Source organism: Kribbella sp. CA-245084 (assembly GCF_050942355.1).
In the GTDB taxonomy this organism is placed as follows: Bacteria; Actinomycetota; Actinomycetes; order Propionibacteriales; family Kribbellaceae; genus Kribbella.
On sequence record NZ_CP192053.1, the window covers coordinates 3,776,957 to 3,793,729 of the forward strand.

Genomic DNA, 16,773 nt, shown 5'->3' on the forward strand with positions numbered 1-16,773 from the left:
CATGACCGACGACAAACCCGACAAGCCCGAGCAGCCGGCCAAGCCCGAGCAGCAGGCGAAGCCCGAGCCCAAGCCGAAGCCCGAGCCCGAGCCCGAGGCGAAGCCCGAGCCCGAGCCCGAGGCGAAGCCCGAGCCCAAGCCCGAGGTCGAGTCGCCGCAGCCGGCGACGCCGACCCCGATGCCCAAGCCGAAGACGCCCAACCTGGCGCTGCGGCGGCTCAAGGCCGGGTTCAAGCCGTCCCGCGGCCAGGCGATCGTGGCCGTCGTACTCGCGCTGGTCGCCTGCGTGGCCGTGGTCCAGGTCCGGGTGAACCGGGCCGACGACGGCTACCAGAACGCCCGCCGCGAGGACCTGATCGCGATCCTGGACGGCCTCGGCCAGAACACCCGCCGGCTGGAGAGCGAGATCGCCGACCTCGAGGAGCGGAAGAACTCGCTGTCCTCGAGCGCGGACAAGGCACAGACGGCGCGCGAGCAGGCCGAGGCCCAGGTCCGCACTCTCGGCATCCTGGCCGGTACGCTGCCCGCGACAGGTCCCGGTGTCCGGATCACGCTGAACGACCCGCAGGGCAAGATGACCTCGAGCAACCTGCTGGACGCGATCGAGGAGTTGCGCGACGCCGGTGCCGAGGCGATCCAGATCAACGGGCAGGTCCGGGTGGTCGCGAGCACCGACTTCGTGGACGATCCGCCGGGGATCCTGATCGACGGTCAGAAGGTCATCTCGCCGTACGTCATCGAGGCGATCGGCGAGTCGCACAACCTGGCCGAGGCGGCCAACTTCCCCGGCGGTCTGGTCAGCGAGGTGACCGGTCCGCAGGTGGGCGGAACGGCGGAGGTGAACGAGCTGCCGACGGTCCCGATCGCCGCCTTGCACGCGCCGGAGGAGCATAGTTACGCTCGCCCGGCGCCCAGCCCGACCAAGTAGCTGTTCTCCTTGAGTGAAAGAGGAACGAAGGTGTACCCCGAAGACCTGAAGTACACGGCCGAGCACGAGTGGCTGAAGGCCGGTAGCGACGGACCGGTGCGGGTCGGCATCACCGACTTCGCGCAGGACCAGCTCGGCGACATCGTGTACGTGCAGCTGCCCGACGTCGGCACCACGGTGCGGGCCGGCGACGCGTGTGGCGAGCTGGAGTCGACCAAGAGCGTGAGCGACCTGTTCGCCCCGGTGAACGGCACCGTGACCGCGGTGAACGAGGCGCTCGCCGACCAGCCCGACCTGGTGAACAGCGACCCGTACGGCGAGGGCTGGCTGCTCGACATCGAGGTCGAGGACGCGGCCGAGGTCGCCGCGCTGATGGACGCCGATGCCTATCAGGGACAGCTCGACCAGAGCTGATAGGTTTTGGGGCCTCAACCGCTGGTCGAGGGTTGAGGCCCTCTCATCTTGTTCCAGCACGTCACACTGTTCACACGGGGTCTATCGAAAACGTCGCCGGACACCCGGCGATCGGGAGGATCACAGCATGCCGTTCTGCAACCAGTGCGGGCACGAGAACTCCGAGGGCAGCCGGTTCTGCTCGCAGTGCGGAGCGATGCTGCCTGGCGCGGACCGCCCGGCGGCAGCACCGGCCACGCCTCAGCCGACGCCGGGCGTCACCGACACCGCGATGCTGACTCCGATCGGCGCCGAGCCGGAGCCGGAGCAGACCGGTGAGCCGCTGTCGGCCGACGACGAGGCCGCCGTCGGCGCACTGCCGGCCGGGTCGGCTCTGCTGATCGTCCAGCGCGGCCCGAACGCGGGCAGCCGGTTCCTGCTCGACGTCGACGTCGTCACCGCGGGCCGCCACCCCGACAGCGACATCTTCCTCGACGACGTCACCGTGTCCCGCCGGCACGCGGAGTTCCGCCGCGATCCGTACGGCGTGAAGGTCCGCGACGTCGGCAGCCTCAACGGCACGTACGTGAACCGCGACCGGATCGACGAGGTCCAGCTGAGCAACGGCGACGAGGTTCAGATCGGCAAGTACCGGCTGGTGTACTACGCCAGTGGCCAGGCCTGATCCGAGCGCCGCTGATTCCACGGCCGGAGGGCCGGCGGACGGTCGCGGCATCGGCCAGGTGCTGCAGCTGCTGCAGGCCGAGTTCGCCGATGTCACGATCTCCAAGATCCGGTTCCTCGAGGCCGAGGGACTGGTGACGCCTGCCCGGACGGCGTCGGGGTACCGCAAGTTCAGTGCCGCCGACGTCGAGCGGCTGCGCTACGTGCTGACCGCGCAACGCGACCAGTACCTGCCGCTGAAGGTGATCAAGGAACATCTCGGCGCGATCGACCGCGGTCTGCGTCCGGCCGCCGCGGGTCCGCCGGTCGCGCCGAGCTCGTTGCCGCAGACCCCCGGCCAGCCGGTCGCGGACGATTTCGGTGCCTCGGGCACCGAGCTGCGGTTGACCCGCAGCGAGCTCCAGGCCGCCGCCGGTGTCTCGTCGGAGCTGCTCGGTGAGCTGGAGAGCCACGGCCTGGTGGTGGCCAGCGGCAACCACTACGGCGGCGACGCGATCGTGATCGCCCAGGTCGCCGCGGAGCTGGCCGGGTACGGGCTCGAGCCCCGGCACCTGCGCGCGTTCCGTACGGCGGCCGATCGGGAGGTCGGCCTGATCGAGCAGGTCACCGGCCCGCGGCGTACCGAACAGACCGGCGAGCTGGCCGCCCTGACCGTCCGGTTGCATACCGCACTGGTCCGTTCCCGGTTGCCGCGTCCGTAGCGAACCGCGGGGGCCAAGGGCGTGCCTCCCGATCCCACGCCTACTGCGCGGCACTCGGCACGGCACCTCGCCGCGCGGGTGCAAAGGGAACGATGCTCCGCATCGACCCCTTCGCCCCCGCGCGCCGATGCACCGCACCGAGCACCTGCTCGCTACGGCGTGGGATCGGGAGGCACGCCCTCATCGGGGCTTCCCCTCGGAGTAGGCTGAAGGTGTGCGCGAAGTCGACGTGGTCGGAGTCCGGGTTGAGATGCCCTCGAGTCAGCCGATCGTGCTGCTGAAAGAGGTCGGCGGAGAGCGGTATCTGCCGATCTGGATCGGGGCCGCCGAGGCCAGTGCGATCGCGTTCGCCCAGCAGGGCATGGAACCGCCCAGGCCGCTGACCCACGACCTGTTCGCCGAGACCATCCGGGTGCTCGGGCACACACTCAGCCAGGTCCGGATCGTGAACCTGAACGACGGGGTGTTCGAGGCGATCCTGGTCTTCGACGACAAGACCGAGATCTCCGCGCGGCCGTCGGACTCGATCGCCCTCGCGCTGCGGACCGGTACGCCGGTGTTCTGCGCGGAGGAGATCCTGGCCGAGGCCGGGATCCCGGTCCCGGAGAGTGAGACGGCCGACGACGAGGTGGTGGAGGAAGAGGAGGTCGAGCGGTTCCGCGAGTTCCTCGATCAGGTGACTCCGGAGGACTTCGACAAGAGTTGATCCACCCGCGCGTTTGGGCTCGGGTGGTACAAGAGCGGCTTGGTAACGATTCGTACGGCGGTCGCGACACGCTCCCGGCTCGATGCGGTTGTCGTTGACCCGCTCCGGACGGCGGCTTACCGTGAAGGAGTCGTGGGGTGCTGTCACTCCACGGAGATGGCTCGTTCCAGTCGGTATCCAGGGAGGCTCAGGCGTGACACGCACCGGCGACACGGATCTGACGGCGCAGTCGACGTCCGACGCGCACGCCGAGGCTGTGGCAGCTGCTACGGCCACCGCCGGCGTACAGGGTCTGTTGTTCGACGACGACCTGCGACCGATGCCGGAGGATGTCGGGTTCCGCGGTCCGACGGCCTGCGCCGCGGCCGGGATCACCTACCGGCAGCTCGACTACTGGGCGCGGACGGGTCTGGTCTCGCCGTCGGTTCGCCCGGCGACCGGCTCCGGGACGCAGCGGTTGTACGGTTTCCGTGATGTTCTGTTGCTGAAGGTGATCAAGCGGCTGCTCGACGCCGGGATCTCGCTGCAGCAGATCCGGACCGCGATCGCGCACCTGAGCAAGCGCGGCTTCGACGACCTGACCCAGATCACGCTGATGAGCGACGGCGCGTCGGTGTACATGTGCTCGTCGCCCGACGAGGTGATCGACCTGCTGGCCGGCGGCCAGGGCGTGTTCGGTATCGCGCTCGGCGGCGTCTGGCGTGAGGTCGAGGGCTCGCTCTCCGAGCTGCCCACCGAGCGTGCCGACGGTCACGACGAAGGCGACTCCGACGGCCACGCCGGCGACGAGCTCGCCGCCCGCCGTCGCGCCCGGATGACAGGCTGACATAGTTCTGTCTTGTGCGCCCACTCACTGCTGACTCGCTCCGCGGTGTGTGGGCGACCTTGTTGCTGCCCCTGAATGCGGACGACTCGATCGACTTCGCTCGGCTCGAGTCCCAACTCGCCGTACTCGCGTCCTCCGAAGTGGACGGGCTGTACGCCCACGGGACGGCGGGGGAGTTGCAGACGCTGACCGAGGACGAGTTCGACCGGATCAACTCGTTGCTTGCCGCGGCCGGTAAACCGTTCCAGCTCGGTGCCAGTCACCCGTCGGCGCAGGTGCAGCTGTCGCGGGTCGAGCGGGCGGCGAAGCTGGCGCCTGGAGCGATTCAGGTGATCGTCCCGGACTGGATTCCGCTCAACGACGTTGAGCTGCTGAGCTTCTTCCGGCGGCTGGCTGAGGTGGCGGGGGATGTGCCGCTGGTTCTCTACAACCCGCCGCATGCCAAGACCGCCGTCGGACCGCGGCAACTGCGTGAACTGGCCGAGGCGGTGCCCAGTCTGATCGGCTTGAAGACGGCCGGTGGCGACAAAGCGTGGTTCGACGAGGCGCTGAGGTCCGGGCTGGCGATCTTCGTGCCGGGGCACTTCCTGGCGAGTATGTCGTTACTCGGTGCGCACGGCAGCTACTCGAACGTCGCTGCGCTGTCGCCCAACGGCGCCGTACGGACGGCTCACGATCTGGATGTCGAGCGCCGGATCGCGGAGTTCTTCGCGGCGCACGTCGCGCCGCTGCAGAAGATCGGGCTGTCGAACCCGGCGCTGGACAAGTTCCTCGCCGCGGTCGGGAACTGGGCCGACGTCGGCACCCGGGTCCGCTGGCCGATGCAGTCGGCGTCCGCGGAGCAGGTCGAGGCGGCGAAGCCCGCCGCCCGGCGACTCCTGCCCGAACTGTTCCAAGATTCCTGGTAGCCTCGTTTCAGCCGTACACAGCACTCGGGAGAGACCCGTGTCATCGGGCGCCGAAGGGGCAATTCCTCCCCGGAACCTCTCAGGCCCATGGACCGAGTGCCACAGGCGACTCTGAAGCACGTTCGTGTGACAGAGGGGGAGGCGACCGGAAGCATTGTCAGCAACGGAGCCTCTGATGACCGAACTGTCCGCAATCTTTGCCGACCGCCACATCGGGCCACGCCCGGACGAGGTCGCGCGCATGGTGCAGCTGCTCGGGTACGCCGACGTCGACGCACTGGTCGATGCCGCCGTGCCGGACTCGATCCGCTCTGCCGAGCCGCTCCGGCTGCCTGAGCCGGCCTCCGAGGTCGATGCGCTGACCGAGCTCCGTCAGCTCGCGGCCCGCAACAACGTCGCGACCTCGATGATCGGCCAGGGGTACTACGGCACCTTCACGCCGTCGGTGATCGTGCGGCGACTGGTCGAGAACCCGGCCTGGTACACCGCCTACACGCCGTACCAGCCGGAGATCTCCCAGGGCCGCCTCGAGGCGCTGCTGAACTTCCAGACCGTCGTCTCCGACCTGACCGGTCTGCCAACGGCGAACGCGTCGCTGCTCGATGAGGGCACCGCGGCCGCCGAGGCGATGACGCTGGCCCATCGCTCGAACAAGAAGAGCAAGTCCGACCGCTTCCTGGTCGACGCCGACTGCTTCGCCCAGACGATCGCCGTCGTACAGACCCGGGCCGAGGCGCTCGGCATCGAGGTCGTCGTCGCCGACACCACCGACGGCCTGCCGGAGGGCGACTTCTTCGGTCTCCTCGTGCAGTACCCGGGCTCCAACGGCGCTGTCCGCGACCTCAAGCCGCTGATCGAGGCGGCCCACGAGCGCGACACGTTGGTTGCCGTCGCTTCCGATCTGCTCGCGCTGACGGTGCTCGAGGCACCGGGTGAGGCCGGCGCGGACATCGTGATCGGCTCCTCGCAGCGCTTCGGCGTACCGCTGTTCTACGGCGGTCCGCACGCCGGCTTCATGTCCGTGCGGTCCGGCCTCGAGCGGTCGTTGCCCGGTCGTCTCGTCGGCGTATCGGTCGACGCCGACGGCGCCCCGGCGTACCGGCTGGCGCTGCAGACCCGCGAGCAGCACATCCGCCGCGAGAAGGCCACCTCGAACATCTGTACGGCGCAGGTCCTGCTGGCCGTCGTCGCCTCGATGTACGCCGTGTACCACGGACCAGATGGTCTTCGCGCGATCGCCGACCGGGTGCACAACTACGCCGGCAAGCTGGCCGCGTCGCTGCGTTCGGGCGGGGTCGAGGTCGTGCACGACGACTTCTTCGACACCGTGCTCGCCCGCGTGCCGGGTCAGGCCGCCGACGTGGTCGACGCCGCCCGGCAGAACGGGATCTGGCTGCGGCTGGTGGACGCGGACCACGTCGGCATCTCCTGCGACGAGAAGACCGATGTCGCCACGCTCACCCGCGTCTGCCAGTCCTTCGGCGTGCAGTACGACGACACGCTCGGGGGCGCTGCGATCGCCGTACCGCGGACGACGGAGTACATGACGCACCCGGTGTTCAACACGCACCGGTCCGAGACGGCGATGCTGCGGTACCTGCGCAAGCTGTCCGACAAGGACTACGCGCTCGACCGCGGGATGATCCCGCTCGGGTCGTGCACGATGAAGCTCAACGCGACCACCGAGATGGAGCCGGTCACGTGGCCGGAGTTCGCGGACGTGCACCCGTTCGCGCCGATCGAGGACGCCGCCGGGTATGTGAAGCTGATCGGCCAGCTCGAGCGCTGGCTGGCCGAGGTCACCGGCTACGCGAAGGTCTCGATCCAGCCGAACGCGGGTTCGCAGGGGGAGCTCGCCGGTCTGCTGGCGATCCGTGGTTATCACCGTGCGCAGGGGAATCTCGATCGGAACGTCTGCCTGATCCCGGCGTCGGCGCACGGCACCAACGCTGCGTCCGCGGTGATGGCCGGCATGAAGGTGGTCGTTGTCAAGGGCAACGATGACGGCACGATCGACCTGGACGACCTGCGGGCCAAGGCTTCCGAGCACGCCTCGAAGCTCGCGGCGATCATGATCACGTACCCGTCGACGCACGGTGTCTACGAAGAGAGCGTCCGCGAGGTCTGCTCGATCGTCCACGAGCACGGCGGCCAGGTGTACGTCGACGGCGCGAACCTGAACGCACTGCTGGGGCTGGCGAAGCCCGGTGAGTTCGGCGGCGACGTCAGCCACCTGAACCTGCACAAGACGTTCTGCATCCCGCACGGCGGTGGCGGTCCGGGTGTCGGGCCGGTCGGAGTCGCCGCGCACCTGGCGCCGTACCTGCCGAACCACCCGCTGCTCGACCAGGCCGGTCCCAAGTCCGGCGTCGGCCCGATCAGTGCGGCGCCGTTCGGATCCGCGGGCGTGCTGGCGATCTCGTGGGCCTACATCCGGATGATGGGCGCGGCCGGTCTGACCGACGCGACCAAGACCGCCGTACTGAGCGCGAACTATGTCGCGAAGCGGCTCGAGGGCGCGTTCCCGGTGCTGTACACGGGCGAGAGCGGCCTGGTCGCGCACGAGTGCATCCTGGATCTGCGGCCGATGACCAAGGAGACCGGGATCAGCGTCGACGACGTCGCGAAGCGGCTGATCGACTACGGTTTCCACGCGCCGACGATGTCGTTCCCGGTCGCGGGCACCCTGATGGTCGAGCCGACCGAGTCCGAGGACCTGGACGAACTCGACCGCTTCTGCGACGCGATGATCGCCATCCGCCACGAGATCGACCGCGTCGCGGCCGGCGAGTGGCCGGCCGCCGACAACCCGCTGGTCAACGCCCCCCACACCGCCGAATCCGTCATCAACGACAAGTGGGAACACGCCTACACCCGCGAAGAAGCCGCCTTCCCCCGCTCAGTAGACCGAGCCTCCAAGTACTGGCCCCCCGTCCGCCGCATAGACGGCGCCTACGGCGACCGAAACCTAATCTGCTCCTGCCCCGCCCCGGAGGCTTTCGAGTAGAAGGTAAGGCAAGAAAGCCAAAGAGCAAAGAGAAAAGGAGAGATACTGAGGGGCGGCCGACCTCGGTGATCGACCGCGAGTTTGACAGCGCCCGCTTGGCGTGTCGAAGCGGACATCGACCCATCGCGATCGAGGACCAAGGGAGAGCCTTTGGTCGTCCGTCGGCGCTCGGCTTGTATCGGCAGGTGGTGTCGGTGCTGATGTATCTGCGGCAGAACGTGGCTCAGACCCGACGCCGGCGGCCACCCGGTCGGCTGGTTCGCCGAGTCGTGGAGAAAGGTCCCGGGTCGGTATGCCGAGTCGTGGACAGCGGCTGCAAAGTATCGCCAGCACCCACGACTCGACGAACCCGACACCGGATCCGGGTTGGCGTCTGGGCAGGCTCGGCGCCGGCGTAGGCCGGCGCTTTGTGGAAAGAAGTTTGCTCACAGCGGCAACTATGTTCCGGTGAGCGGGGCCTGCTCCAAGCACGAGCACGACTTGGCGGTGCAAGCAACCCCGGACCGGACATCGAAGCATCTCGTGTTCTCTGGTCTTCAAGCTCTTCCCACGGTCCCACCACGCTCCCACGGCGCGGACTGACCCAGGACTTCTGAGTAGTCCTCAGAGATATTTGAGTCGGGTCGGGTTCTGTACGTCGCCGTCGGCTGGGCATGTCAGTTCTCTTGTTGTACGTCGAGGATCGCGACGACGACCGCGGTGAGCACGGAGAGGTTGACGCTGCGGAGACCGGTTGTGGTGCGTTCGTCCATGGCCCCCTCCGCGGATGGGCGGGGACGGCGCTTTCCCGTACCTAGTGCTCTGAGGCCGTTCGGGGCCTGTGAACGGACGAGACGCCCGAGGGAGCATCGGGGCGACTCTTCGGGTACTGCAGAGACCCGATCCGTGCATGCCGCGGACGGCCCCCACTCCGCGTCGAGGCGGGCTGTGGGCTGTGGGCGTCCCCGTGGTTACGTGGACATTAGTATGTCTGGACGTTGTGGACCTGTTTGCTGTGGAGGCGTTGAGTGATTTCTGTGCGTCCTGATACTGCTGCTGCGTTGTTGGCTGAGGTTGCGTCGGCTCAGGGGGAGTCGCGGGTGCCTTCGGTTGCTGCGGGGGTGGTTCGGGGCGGGGAGTTGGTGTGGACGGGGACCCGCGGGCGGTTTGCCACGGCTGGTGGCGGGTTGCCGGGTGTGGATGTGCAGTACCGCGTCGGCTCGATCACCAAGACGTTGACGGCAATCCTGGTGATGCAGTGTCGGGATGATGGGTTGTTGTCGTTGAACGATGCTGTGGGCAAGCATTTGCCCGGGGTTGCGTTCGGGGATCGGACGGTTCGGCAGTTGCTGGCGCATAGCGGTGGCATGAACGCGGAGCCTGAAGGGCCTTGGTGGGAACGGAATCCGGGGGTTTCGTTCGACGAGCTGACGGCGGCGATGGACGAGGCGCAGGCGGCTGGGCCGGCGGACCGGCGGCATCACTACTCGAACCTCGGGTACGGCCTGCTCGGTGAGATTGTCGCGCGGTTGCGCGGGTCGTCGTGGTGGGAGTTGGCGCAGGAGCGCATTCTCGATCCGCTGGAGATGCGGCGGACGACGTACTTCCCGTCGACGCCGGCGGCCGATGGTTTCTCGGTGCATCCGTTTAGCGGGCAGCTCGTGCCGGAGCCGGCGTACGACTCGGGTGCGATGGCTCCGGCCGGGCAGTTGTGGAGCACGATCGAGGATCTGGCCCGATATGCGTCGTTCTGGATCGATCCCGTGCATGAGGTGCTGAGCCGGGAGACGGTCGAAGAGATGGCCGCCCCGGTCGCGTCGGATCCGCGGGAAGGGCTGACGGCGTCGTACGGCCTTGGTCTGCGGCTCATCGCCGACGACCCGCATCTGCTGATCGGTCATACCGGCTCGATGCCCGGGTTCCTCGCGGGCCTGTTCGTCGATCGCGTACGCCGGATCGGAGCCGTCACGCTCGGCAATGCGACGTACGGGCGGGTCGCCTCGCTGGCGCCTGACCTGGTCCGCATGCTGGCGGCGTACGAGCCGCCGCTCGCGCAGGAGTGGGTCCCCGAGCCGACGCTTGCCCAAGGCACCGACCTGCTCGGCCACTGGTACTGGGGCAACACCCCGCTCACGATCTCCGTCTCCGCCGGAATCCTCCAGCTCAGCGGCGGCCTCACCACCCGCCTCTCCCCGCTGGGACCCGACCTCTACCAGGGCCGCGACGGCTACCTGGCCGGCGAAAAACTGCACGTCATCCGCGACGGCGACACCATCTCCCACCTCAACATCGCCACATTTGTCCTGACGAGAACGCCGTACGATCGCTGACACCGATGGTTTACCATTTGCTATACTTCTGGCATGGCGATGCAGGAGTGGGAGGTCTACATCGTCGATGAGGTGCGTGAGTGGATCGACGGCTTGGACGACGGGGCGCATCGGCGGGTTGTGCAAGCGATCGATGCGCTGGCTGAGGTAGGTCCGGGGCTCGGGCGACCGTTGGTCGACACGATTACCGGGTCTCGGTTGCCCAACCTCAAGGAGTTGAGGCCGGGAACCGTGCGGATCTTGTTCGCGTTCGATCCGTGGCGATCGAGCATCCTGCTGGTCGCCGGGGATAAGGCCGGTCGGTGGAAGGCTTGGTACGACGAGGCGATCCCGCTCGCGGAGCACCGTTACGAGATCTACGTGAAGGAACGACAGGCTGACGAGGAGGGCGATCGATGAGCGGCTACGTGAGTTGGCGAGACATCCGCGATCGGGAGGTCGCGCGTGCCGGCGGCGAGGAGGCTGTCGCGGCCGGCAAGCAGGAGCTCCTGGCGGAGGTGCAAGGACACCGCTTGGCGGAGATCCGGCGCGCTCGTGGTCTGACTCAAGCTCAGGTCGCGGAGCGGATGGGCGTCACCAAGGGCCGCGTCTCGCAGATCGAGCAAGGCAAGATCTCAGGGCAGGAGGTCCTCCTCCGCTACGTATCGGCCCTCGGCGGTCGGTTGCATCAGGCAATCTATTTCGACGATGGCGACATCGCTGCGATCGCCTGACGAGAACGCCGTACGGCGGTTAGGCTGGGCGCATTGCATGGAGTAGATCAGGGGTAGATCGCCCGGCTTGAGACCGGGAGGGCGCAGGTTCGAGTCCTGCCTCCATGTCTCTGGATGACTAGGGAAACGGGGTCCTATGTCAGAGGAAGCGCGCGCCACAGCCTCGCCCGGGTACGCGATGGGCAGGCTCGAACAGGCTCTCGAGTGGGCGTTGACCTCCGACGATCTCGCCGTACGCCGACGTGCTGCCGTCCGGGTCGATGCCTGGCGCAACGTTCTCGACGGGATGGCCTCCGGGCGACTCACGGTCGGATCGCGGACCCCGGTGGCGGACACGCCGGCCTGGGTGACGCTCGAGGTGGCGCACGGCGGGTTTGCGACCGGGCGGTACGTCGCAGAGGCGCCGCTGCGCGAGGACGAGCTTGTACGACTGCCCGAGGACGCGCCGGGGGAGACCGACCGGGAGCGGCTCAACCTGTGGTTCCTCGGCGACGAAGGACTCGCGGAGCTCAGCCAGGCCCTGCACACCAACAACTACCGGATCGACGTCCCGGAAGAGTCGGCACTGCTGATCGTCGCCTGGCTGCTCGAGCGAGAGCAGTACGCCGCAGCGCTCGACCTCACCTCGGAGCTGCGTCCGCTGATGCACCGGCTCCGGTTCACGCCGACGTTCAGCCCGTCGTCGACGCCGTCCGGCGCGGTCGTCCGACTGCAGCCGGTGGCCGAGGTTCGCAGTACGTTGCGGCAGGCAACGGTACGGCCGCGGATCGCCGCCATGCTGGAGACTCTGCGGATCTGGAACCCGCTGTACGACCGCTTGGTGGCGCTGTGGTGCGACACGGTCGACGACGAACTACCGGAGCTGACCGCCGACGGTGCGGTCGTCGGTGGCTGGCCGTGCCGGGTCTGGCCCGATGACTGGATGGAACGGCGTTCTCAATGGCTGGACGAGTTCCGAGCTGCTGTCGAGGTCCATCAGCAGCGACATCCGAAGAGCAACTTCGCCCGGTTGCAGGCGGCGCTCGAGCGTTGCCCGTCCGACAGTTCGGCGCTGACCGGTCGGGAGGTCGGTTGGATCCGCCGCGCGCTGGCCAACACGATCCAGGCCCACGGCGCGCCCGGATCGGAGACGCGTGCCGCTTTGCGTACGACGCAGCACGCCGTCGCCGCGCGGCCGACGTACGCGACGTTGGCGCATGTGCTGAGCTGCCGGCTGGATCGGTTCCCGGATGACGGTGGGCTGCCCACACTCGATGCGATCGATGGCGAGGTGACCGCTGACGAGGTTCCCGCGGCGGCCGGTTCAGCCATTCCGGCGCACCTGCTTGCGAAGGCAGCTCGGGCGTTGGAGGCCCCGATCGGTGAGTTGGTGGATCGCGGCGTCATCAGCTCGGGGGAGGTGCTCGCGCAGGTGCTGCCGCAGATCACGTCGCAGTTGCTCGCCGCCAACATCGAGGACCCGTCGCTGGCCGCCGCCTATGCCCAGAGCTACGCGGCCTTCCGTCGTCGGCGGAGCCTGCTGCTGCTCAACCTTGAACACCAGGTGCGCTTCGACGAGTTGCCGTGGATCGCCGCGGTGGCGCCGTACCGCGATCAGCGTGTTCAAGCTACCCGGGCCGCGGCGCAGTCGCTGCGCGAGACGACGGTTCTGGCTCTCACCGCCTTCCCGCAGAGGATCCTGCCTAATCCGCTCGTCCGCGAGTTCGGCGCGCTGGCCACGCAGGCCGACCTCAAGCTGCCGCTCGTCGAGGAGGTCGCGGCCGACATCTTCATGGGGACGTTCACCGAGAAGTGGCGGCATGCGACGTCGGTGGCGAGCCGGGTGATGTTCGGGACGCTCTACGCGCGGTACTACGACCTGCCGGCGTCCTGGCCGGCCGTGGAGCAGCGTAGGTACATGCGCTGGGGCAAGGCGACCGCGGACGACTTCGCAGACGTATGCCGTCAGCGTGCGCACGAGGCCGGGAAGGGTGGCGGCCACGTCGCTCAGAACGGGACCGTGCTGGAGCAGAGTCAGATCCTGACCACCCACAACCTGGCGGTGCTGGTCGACGGGCTGGAGCTGACCGACTGGCTACGGGAGGTCGCGCCTGAGCTGGCGGACCGCGCGTTCGCCTGGGCGGTTCAGCGGCAGCTGGACATCAGGAACGTGGCGTACGCGTGGCGGCAGGCGATCTTCTACCTGAGCTTCTGTTCGCAGGCGTCCCAGGTCGAGGTGCTGGCGCGGCTGGCTGATCCTCGACTGGCGCCGGCCATCGCAGGCCTCCAGCACGTGGTGGCGGGCGAGCGTTTCGACGCGGAAGGCCGGACAGTTGGCGGCGGGCGTCGGCTGCTCGGGTGGAGTGCCGGGCCGCATTGGCTGATGCCAACGGTTCGTGAGGATGTTCACGTCTCGGGTGGTTGAGTTGACACGGTCGGTGAGGCGGGCAAAAGTTAGGCCTGCCTTAGTAAGGGTTGCCTTACTCGACAACTTCCCGGGAGATCTGGATGTCGCAGCCCGCGCGTCTGACCGCGCTGCCAACACCCGTCCGCGATCCGTTCACCGACCGTTGGCCGCTGGCCTCGACGGTAGCGGATCGGGAGCGTGGACCGTTGCCGCACGGTTCTCCGGGAGCGGTACTGCGCCGGGCCGCCGAGGTGCTGGGTGAGCCGCGGATCCCGTCGACCGGCGTGGGGGGGTCGGCCGCGCTCGACCTGATCGCGGGCCTGCTGGACCAGAACGGCATCGACCTGAGCCACCCGCACGCGGCGGCGCACCTGCAGCCGCCGGTGCTCCAGGTCGCGGTGGACGCGGACGCACTGGCCTCGGCCTCGAACGCGTCGATGGACACGTACGACTCCGGTCCGGCGACGCTCGCGATCGAGCAGTGGGTCGTGAAGTCGCTGGCCGACCTCGCCGGCTTCGGCCCGGAGGCGGACGGCGTACTGACGCCCGGCGGCTCGATCTCGAACCTGCTCGCCGTCCTGATCGCCCGCGACAGCGCGGCCACCGCCGCGGGAGTCGACGTACGGCGGAACGGCATGCAGGGGCTGGAGCGACCGGTCGTGTTCTGTTCCGAGCTGGCGCATTTCTCTGTCCAGCGAGCCTGTGCCGCCCTCGGGCTCGGTGAGTCGGCCGCGATCACGATCCCGTCCGACGAGAACTTCCGCCTGCGCACCGACGTACTCGCCGACGAGCTCGCGAAGCCTGGCCGTACGCCGGTCGCCGTGGTCGCGACGGCCGGTACGACGGACTTCGGCTCGATCGACCCGATCGCCGATATCGCCACGTTGGCCCGCGCGCACGGGGTCTGGATGCACGTGGATGCGGCGTACGGGTTCGGGGCACTGTTCTCCGAGCGACTGGCTCCGCTGCTCGCCGACCTGCCGCTGGCGGACTCGGTCACGCTGGACCTGCACAAGATCGGCTGGCAGCCGGCCGCGACCAGCGTGCTGCTGGTGGCCGACCGGACCCGGTTCTCCGCGTTCGACCGGTCGGTGGACTACCTGAACCCGGCCGATGACATCGACTCCGGGCTGGACGGCCTGCTCGGGCGCAGCCTGCAGACCACCCGCCGTCCGGATGCGGTCAAGGTTGCCACCACGCTGACGGCATACGGGCGGTCCGGACTGGGCACAATGCTCGACACCTGTCACGAGCTCGCGCATGCCGCCGCGGCCCGGGTCGTTGCCGACAGCAACCTCGAGTTGCTGGCGCCGGTGACCCTCACCACGGTGTTGTTCCGGGTCGCCGGACAGGGGCTGGAGGCATCCGCTGCGGACGCCCTCCAGGGCGAGGTCCGGCGCCGGTTGCTGACGTCCGGACGGGTGCTGATCGGCCGGACCAAACTGCCGGCCCGCGGCGGCCGCCCGGCAGCGGTCGCGTTGAAGTTGACGCTGCTGAACCCGAACGCCACCGCGACGGATATCGAGGACCTGCTCGACCAGGTCGTGGCCACCGGCCTCGACGTCCTGACCGGTGAAGGAGCGGCGTGAGTATTGCGGTTGCTGCGCATCTGAACGCGATCCTGCGGTGCTACACCCGGGAGTCGTCCGTGCCGGTCGCTGTCGGACCGTTGTCGTTCTCCGCCGGTTCGTCGACAGTCACGGCTCGGGTTTCGCATGCGTCGCGGACGGGGCTGCACCAGTTCGACGACGTGCTGGTGGACGGCGTACCGGCTGTTCCCTCGGATCTGGTGCGGTTGCTGTCGGCTGACGCCGATCCGGCGGAGATCGACGACTTGGCGGCGCGTACGGCGGAGTCGGTGCGCAACGTCGCGCTGTTTGTTTCCGAGGCCGACGGGGAGCGCGGACCGGGGCGCTTCCTCGAGTTCGAGCAGGCGTTGCTGTTCGGGCATCTGAACCACCCCGCGCCGAAGAGCCGGGACGGGCTGAGCGGTGCAGAGCTGGCGGCGTACTCGCCGGAGCTCGGCGGCCGTTTCGCAGTGCACTGGTTCGAAGCCGACGCCGAGCTGGTGTCGTCGGACCAGGTGGCCGGCGCGCCCTCGCTGCAGGGACTGGACGCTGTGCAGCTGATGGGCGCGCTGGCCGGTATCACTCCGTCGTCGGGCCGGGTGCTGATCCCGGCGCATCCGTGGCAGGCGGCGTCGGTGCTCTCGCGACCACGAGTGGCCTCGCTCGTTGCTTCGGGCCGTTTGAAGGCTTTGGGTCCGCAGGGGGCGCAGTGGTACCCGACGTCGTCGCTGCGAACGGTCTTTCACCCCGATCTGCCGGTGATGCTCAAGCTGTCGCTCGGTCTGCGCATCACCAACTCGCGGCGTGAGTCCACACCGACCGAGCTGCGGCGTGGGCTGGAGATCAACCGCTTGCTGGACGCGGCTTACAACGCGGGTACGGCGACCGCGCACCCGCGCTTCAGCATCGTGCGGGATCCGGCCTGGGTTGCCCTTGACGAGGGTGGACCGACGTTGACCGGTCTTGACGTTGCTGTACGAGAGGTGCCTGGTGACGTCAACAGTTATGCCTGTTTGGCGGGGTTGGTCGCGCCACGGCCCGGCGGAGTCTCGCGCTTGAGCGAGTTCGCTGCGGGCGACCCGGCCGGCTGGGTGGCGGAGTACATCGACAACGTGCTGGTCCCGATGCTGCACCTGTACGCCGAGACGGGCATCGGGCTCGAGGCGCATCAGCAGAACACGTTGGTGCGGCTGGACGGAGCCGGGCGTCTTCGGGGTGGCGCTTATCGCGACAACCAGGGGTACTACCTCGCGTCGTCGTACCTGCGTGGTCTGCTGGCGGTGACGGGACTGCGTGACTCGACGCTGGCGGTGGTGGATGACCCGATTGTCGACGACCGGCTGACCTACTACCTGCTGCACAACCAGGCGCTGGCCGTTGTGGGCTGTCTGGCGGCGGATGGGATCGCTGACGAGGCTTCGCTGCTCTCGGTGGTGCGGGAGCGGCTGACGCTCGCACTCCCGTTGCTGAAGGCTGCTGGGCCGTCTGGAGACCGGCTGGCGCGGCGATGGCTCGAGGCGGACACACTGCCCTGCAAGGCGAACATGCTGACCCGGCTGCGCGGTATCGACGAGGTGGTAGCTCCGCTGGACGCGCAGTCGGTCTACCTCGACATACCGAACCCGCTGCGGCTCCGGTGAGGTG

The 16,773-nt window shown here is 68.5% G+C and carries 14 protein-coding genes, 1 tRNA gene and 1 riboswitch; all 15 genes read left to right on the forward strand.

Annotation, left to right across the window (positions count from 1 at the left end; genetic code table 11):
• Nucleotide 1 precedes the first annotated feature (1 nt).
• The gene (locus ACQPYH_RS18140; protein WP_432892745.1) at nt 2-928 is read left to right on the forward strand and encodes a DUF881 domain-containing protein; all 927 of its coding nucleotides are present in this window, start codon (nt 2-4) and stop codon (nt 926-928) included.
• Nucleotides 929-958: 30 nt separating this feature from the next.
• Complete coding sequence (gcvH, locus tag ACQPYH_RS18145; protein ID WP_432892746.1) at nt 959-1,342, forward strand: glycine cleavage system protein GcvH; 384 nt, start codon at nt 959-961, stop codon at nt 1,340-1,342.
• A 127-nt stretch (nt 1,343-1,469) separates the two neighbouring features.
• The gene (locus ACQPYH_RS18150; protein ID WP_130450572.1) at nt 1,470-2,006 is read left to right on the forward strand and encodes an FHA domain-containing protein; all 537 of its coding nucleotides are present in this window, start codon (nt 1,470-1,472) and stop codon (nt 2,004-2,006) included.
• Nucleotides 1,993-2,706 carry a transcriptional regulator FtsR gene (gene ftsR, locus ACQPYH_RS18155; protein ID WP_130450570.1) on the forward strand — a complete coding sequence of 238 codons (714 nt, stop codon included), beginning with the start codon at nt 1,993-1,995 and terminating at the stop codon, nt 2,704-2,706. The genes ACQPYH_RS18150 and ftsR overlap by 14 nt, the downstream gene beginning before the upstream one ends.
• Before the next feature lie 214 nt (nt 2,707-2,920).
• Complete coding sequence (locus ACQPYH_RS18160; protein ID WP_350863442.1) at nt 2,921-3,412, forward strand: bifunctional nuclease family protein; 492 nt, start codon at nt 2,921-2,923, stop codon at nt 3,410-3,412.
• Between the two features lie 319 nt (nt 3,413-3,731).
• A complete protein-coding gene (locus ACQPYH_RS18165) occupies nt 3,732-4,238 on the forward strand; it encodes a MerR family transcriptional regulator (RefSeq protein ID WP_233714804.1) in 507 nt (168 codons plus the stop codon).
• A 14-nt stretch (nt 4,239-4,252) separates the two neighbouring features.
• Complete coding sequence (locus ACQPYH_RS18170) at nt 4,253-5,146, forward strand: dihydrodipicolinate synthase family protein (RefSeq protein WP_432892749.1); 894 nt, start codon at nt 4,253-4,255, stop codon at nt 5,144-5,146.
• A 15-nt stretch (nt 5,147-5,161) separates the two neighbouring features.
• Nucleotides 5,162-5,251, forward strand: a riboswitch (glycine riboswitch).
• Between the two features lie 70 nt (nt 5,252-5,321).
• Nucleotides 5,322-8,153: an aminomethyl-transferring glycine dehydrogenase gene (gene gcvP, locus ACQPYH_RS18175; protein ID WP_432892751.1), complete on the forward strand. Its 2,832-nt coding sequence runs from the start codon at nt 5,322-5,324 to the stop codon at nt 8,151-8,153.
• A 1,079-nt stretch (nt 8,154-9,232) separates the two neighbouring features.
• Nucleotides 9,233-10,462: a serine hydrolase domain-containing protein gene (locus ACQPYH_RS18180; protein WP_432892753.1), complete on the forward strand. Its 1,230-nt coding sequence runs from the start codon at nt 9,233-9,235 to the stop codon at nt 10,460-10,462.
• Nucleotides 10,463-10,495: 33 nt separating this feature from the next.
• Nucleotides 10,496-10,861: a type II toxin-antitoxin system RelE/ParE family toxin gene (locus tag ACQPYH_RS18185; RefSeq protein ID WP_432892755.1), complete on the forward strand. Its 366-nt coding sequence runs from the start codon at nt 10,496-10,498 to the stop codon at nt 10,859-10,861.
• Entirely contained in the window at nt 10,858-11,175 is a 318-nt protein-coding gene (locus ACQPYH_RS18190) for a helix-turn-helix domain-containing protein (RefSeq protein ID WP_432892757.1), read from the forward strand. The genes ACQPYH_RS18185 and ACQPYH_RS18190 overlap by 4 nt, the downstream gene beginning before the upstream one ends.
• Nucleotides 11,176-11,211: 36 nt before the next feature.
• Nucleotides 11,212-11,283 (forward strand) — tRNA-Ser (locus ACQPYH_RS18195).
• Between the two features lie 28 nt (nt 11,284-11,311).
• On the forward strand, nt 11,312-13,579 hold the full coding sequence (locus tag ACQPYH_RS18200; protein ID WP_432892759.1) for a hypothetical protein: 2,268 nt from the start codon (nt 11,312-11,314) through the stop codon (nt 13,577-13,579).
• A gap of 83 nt (nt 13,580-13,662) precedes the next feature.
• A complete protein-coding gene (locus ACQPYH_RS18205; protein WP_432892761.1) occupies nt 13,663-15,150 on the forward strand; it encodes a pyridoxal phosphate-dependent decarboxylase family protein in 1,488 nt (495 codons plus the stop codon).
• On the forward strand, nt 15,147-16,769 hold the full coding sequence (locus ACQPYH_RS18210; RefSeq protein WP_432892763.1) for an IucA/IucC family protein: 1,623 nt from the start codon (nt 15,147-15,149) through the stop codon (nt 16,767-16,769). Before ACQPYH_RS18205 ends, ACQPYH_RS18210 begins: the two co-directional genes overlap by 4 nt.
• Nucleotides 16,770-16,773: the final 4 nt, after the last annotated feature.

What these genes read in the sequence shown, in the direction of transcription:
- ACQPYH_RS18140 (WP_432892745.1), top strand. Translation starts at nt 2, where the DNA reads ATGACCGACGACAAACCCGACAAGCCCGAGCAGCCGGCCAAGCCCGAG.
- ACQPYH_RS18150 (WP_130450572.1), top strand. Translation starts at nt 1,470, where the DNA reads ATGCCGTTCTGCAACCAGTGCGGGCACGAGAACTCCGAGGGCAGCCGG.
- ACQPYH_RS18165 (WP_233714804.1), top strand. Translation starts at nt 3,732, where the DNA reads ATGCCGGAGGATGTCGGGTTCCGCGGTCCGACGGCCTGCGCCGCGGCC.
- gcvP (WP_432892751.1), top strand. Translation starts at nt 5,322, where the DNA reads ATGACCGAACTGTCCGCAATCTTTGCCGACCGCCACATCGGGCCACGC.
- ACQPYH_RS18185 (WP_432892755.1), top strand. Translation starts at nt 10,496, where the DNA reads ATGGCGATGCAGGAGTGGGAGGTCTACATCGTCGATGAGGTGCGTGAG.
- ACQPYH_RS18190 (WP_432892757.1), top strand. Translation starts at nt 10,858, where the DNA reads ATGAGCGGCTACGTGAGTTGGCGAGACATCCGCGATCGGGAGGTCGCG.
- ACQPYH_RS18200 (WP_432892759.1), top strand. Translation starts at nt 11,312, where the DNA reads ATGTCAGAGGAAGCGCGCGCCACAGCCTCGCCCGGGTACGCGATGGGC.
- ACQPYH_RS18205 (WP_432892761.1), top strand. Translation starts at nt 13,663, where the DNA reads ATGTCGCAGCCCGCGCGTCTGACCGCGCTGCCAACACCCGTCCGCGAT.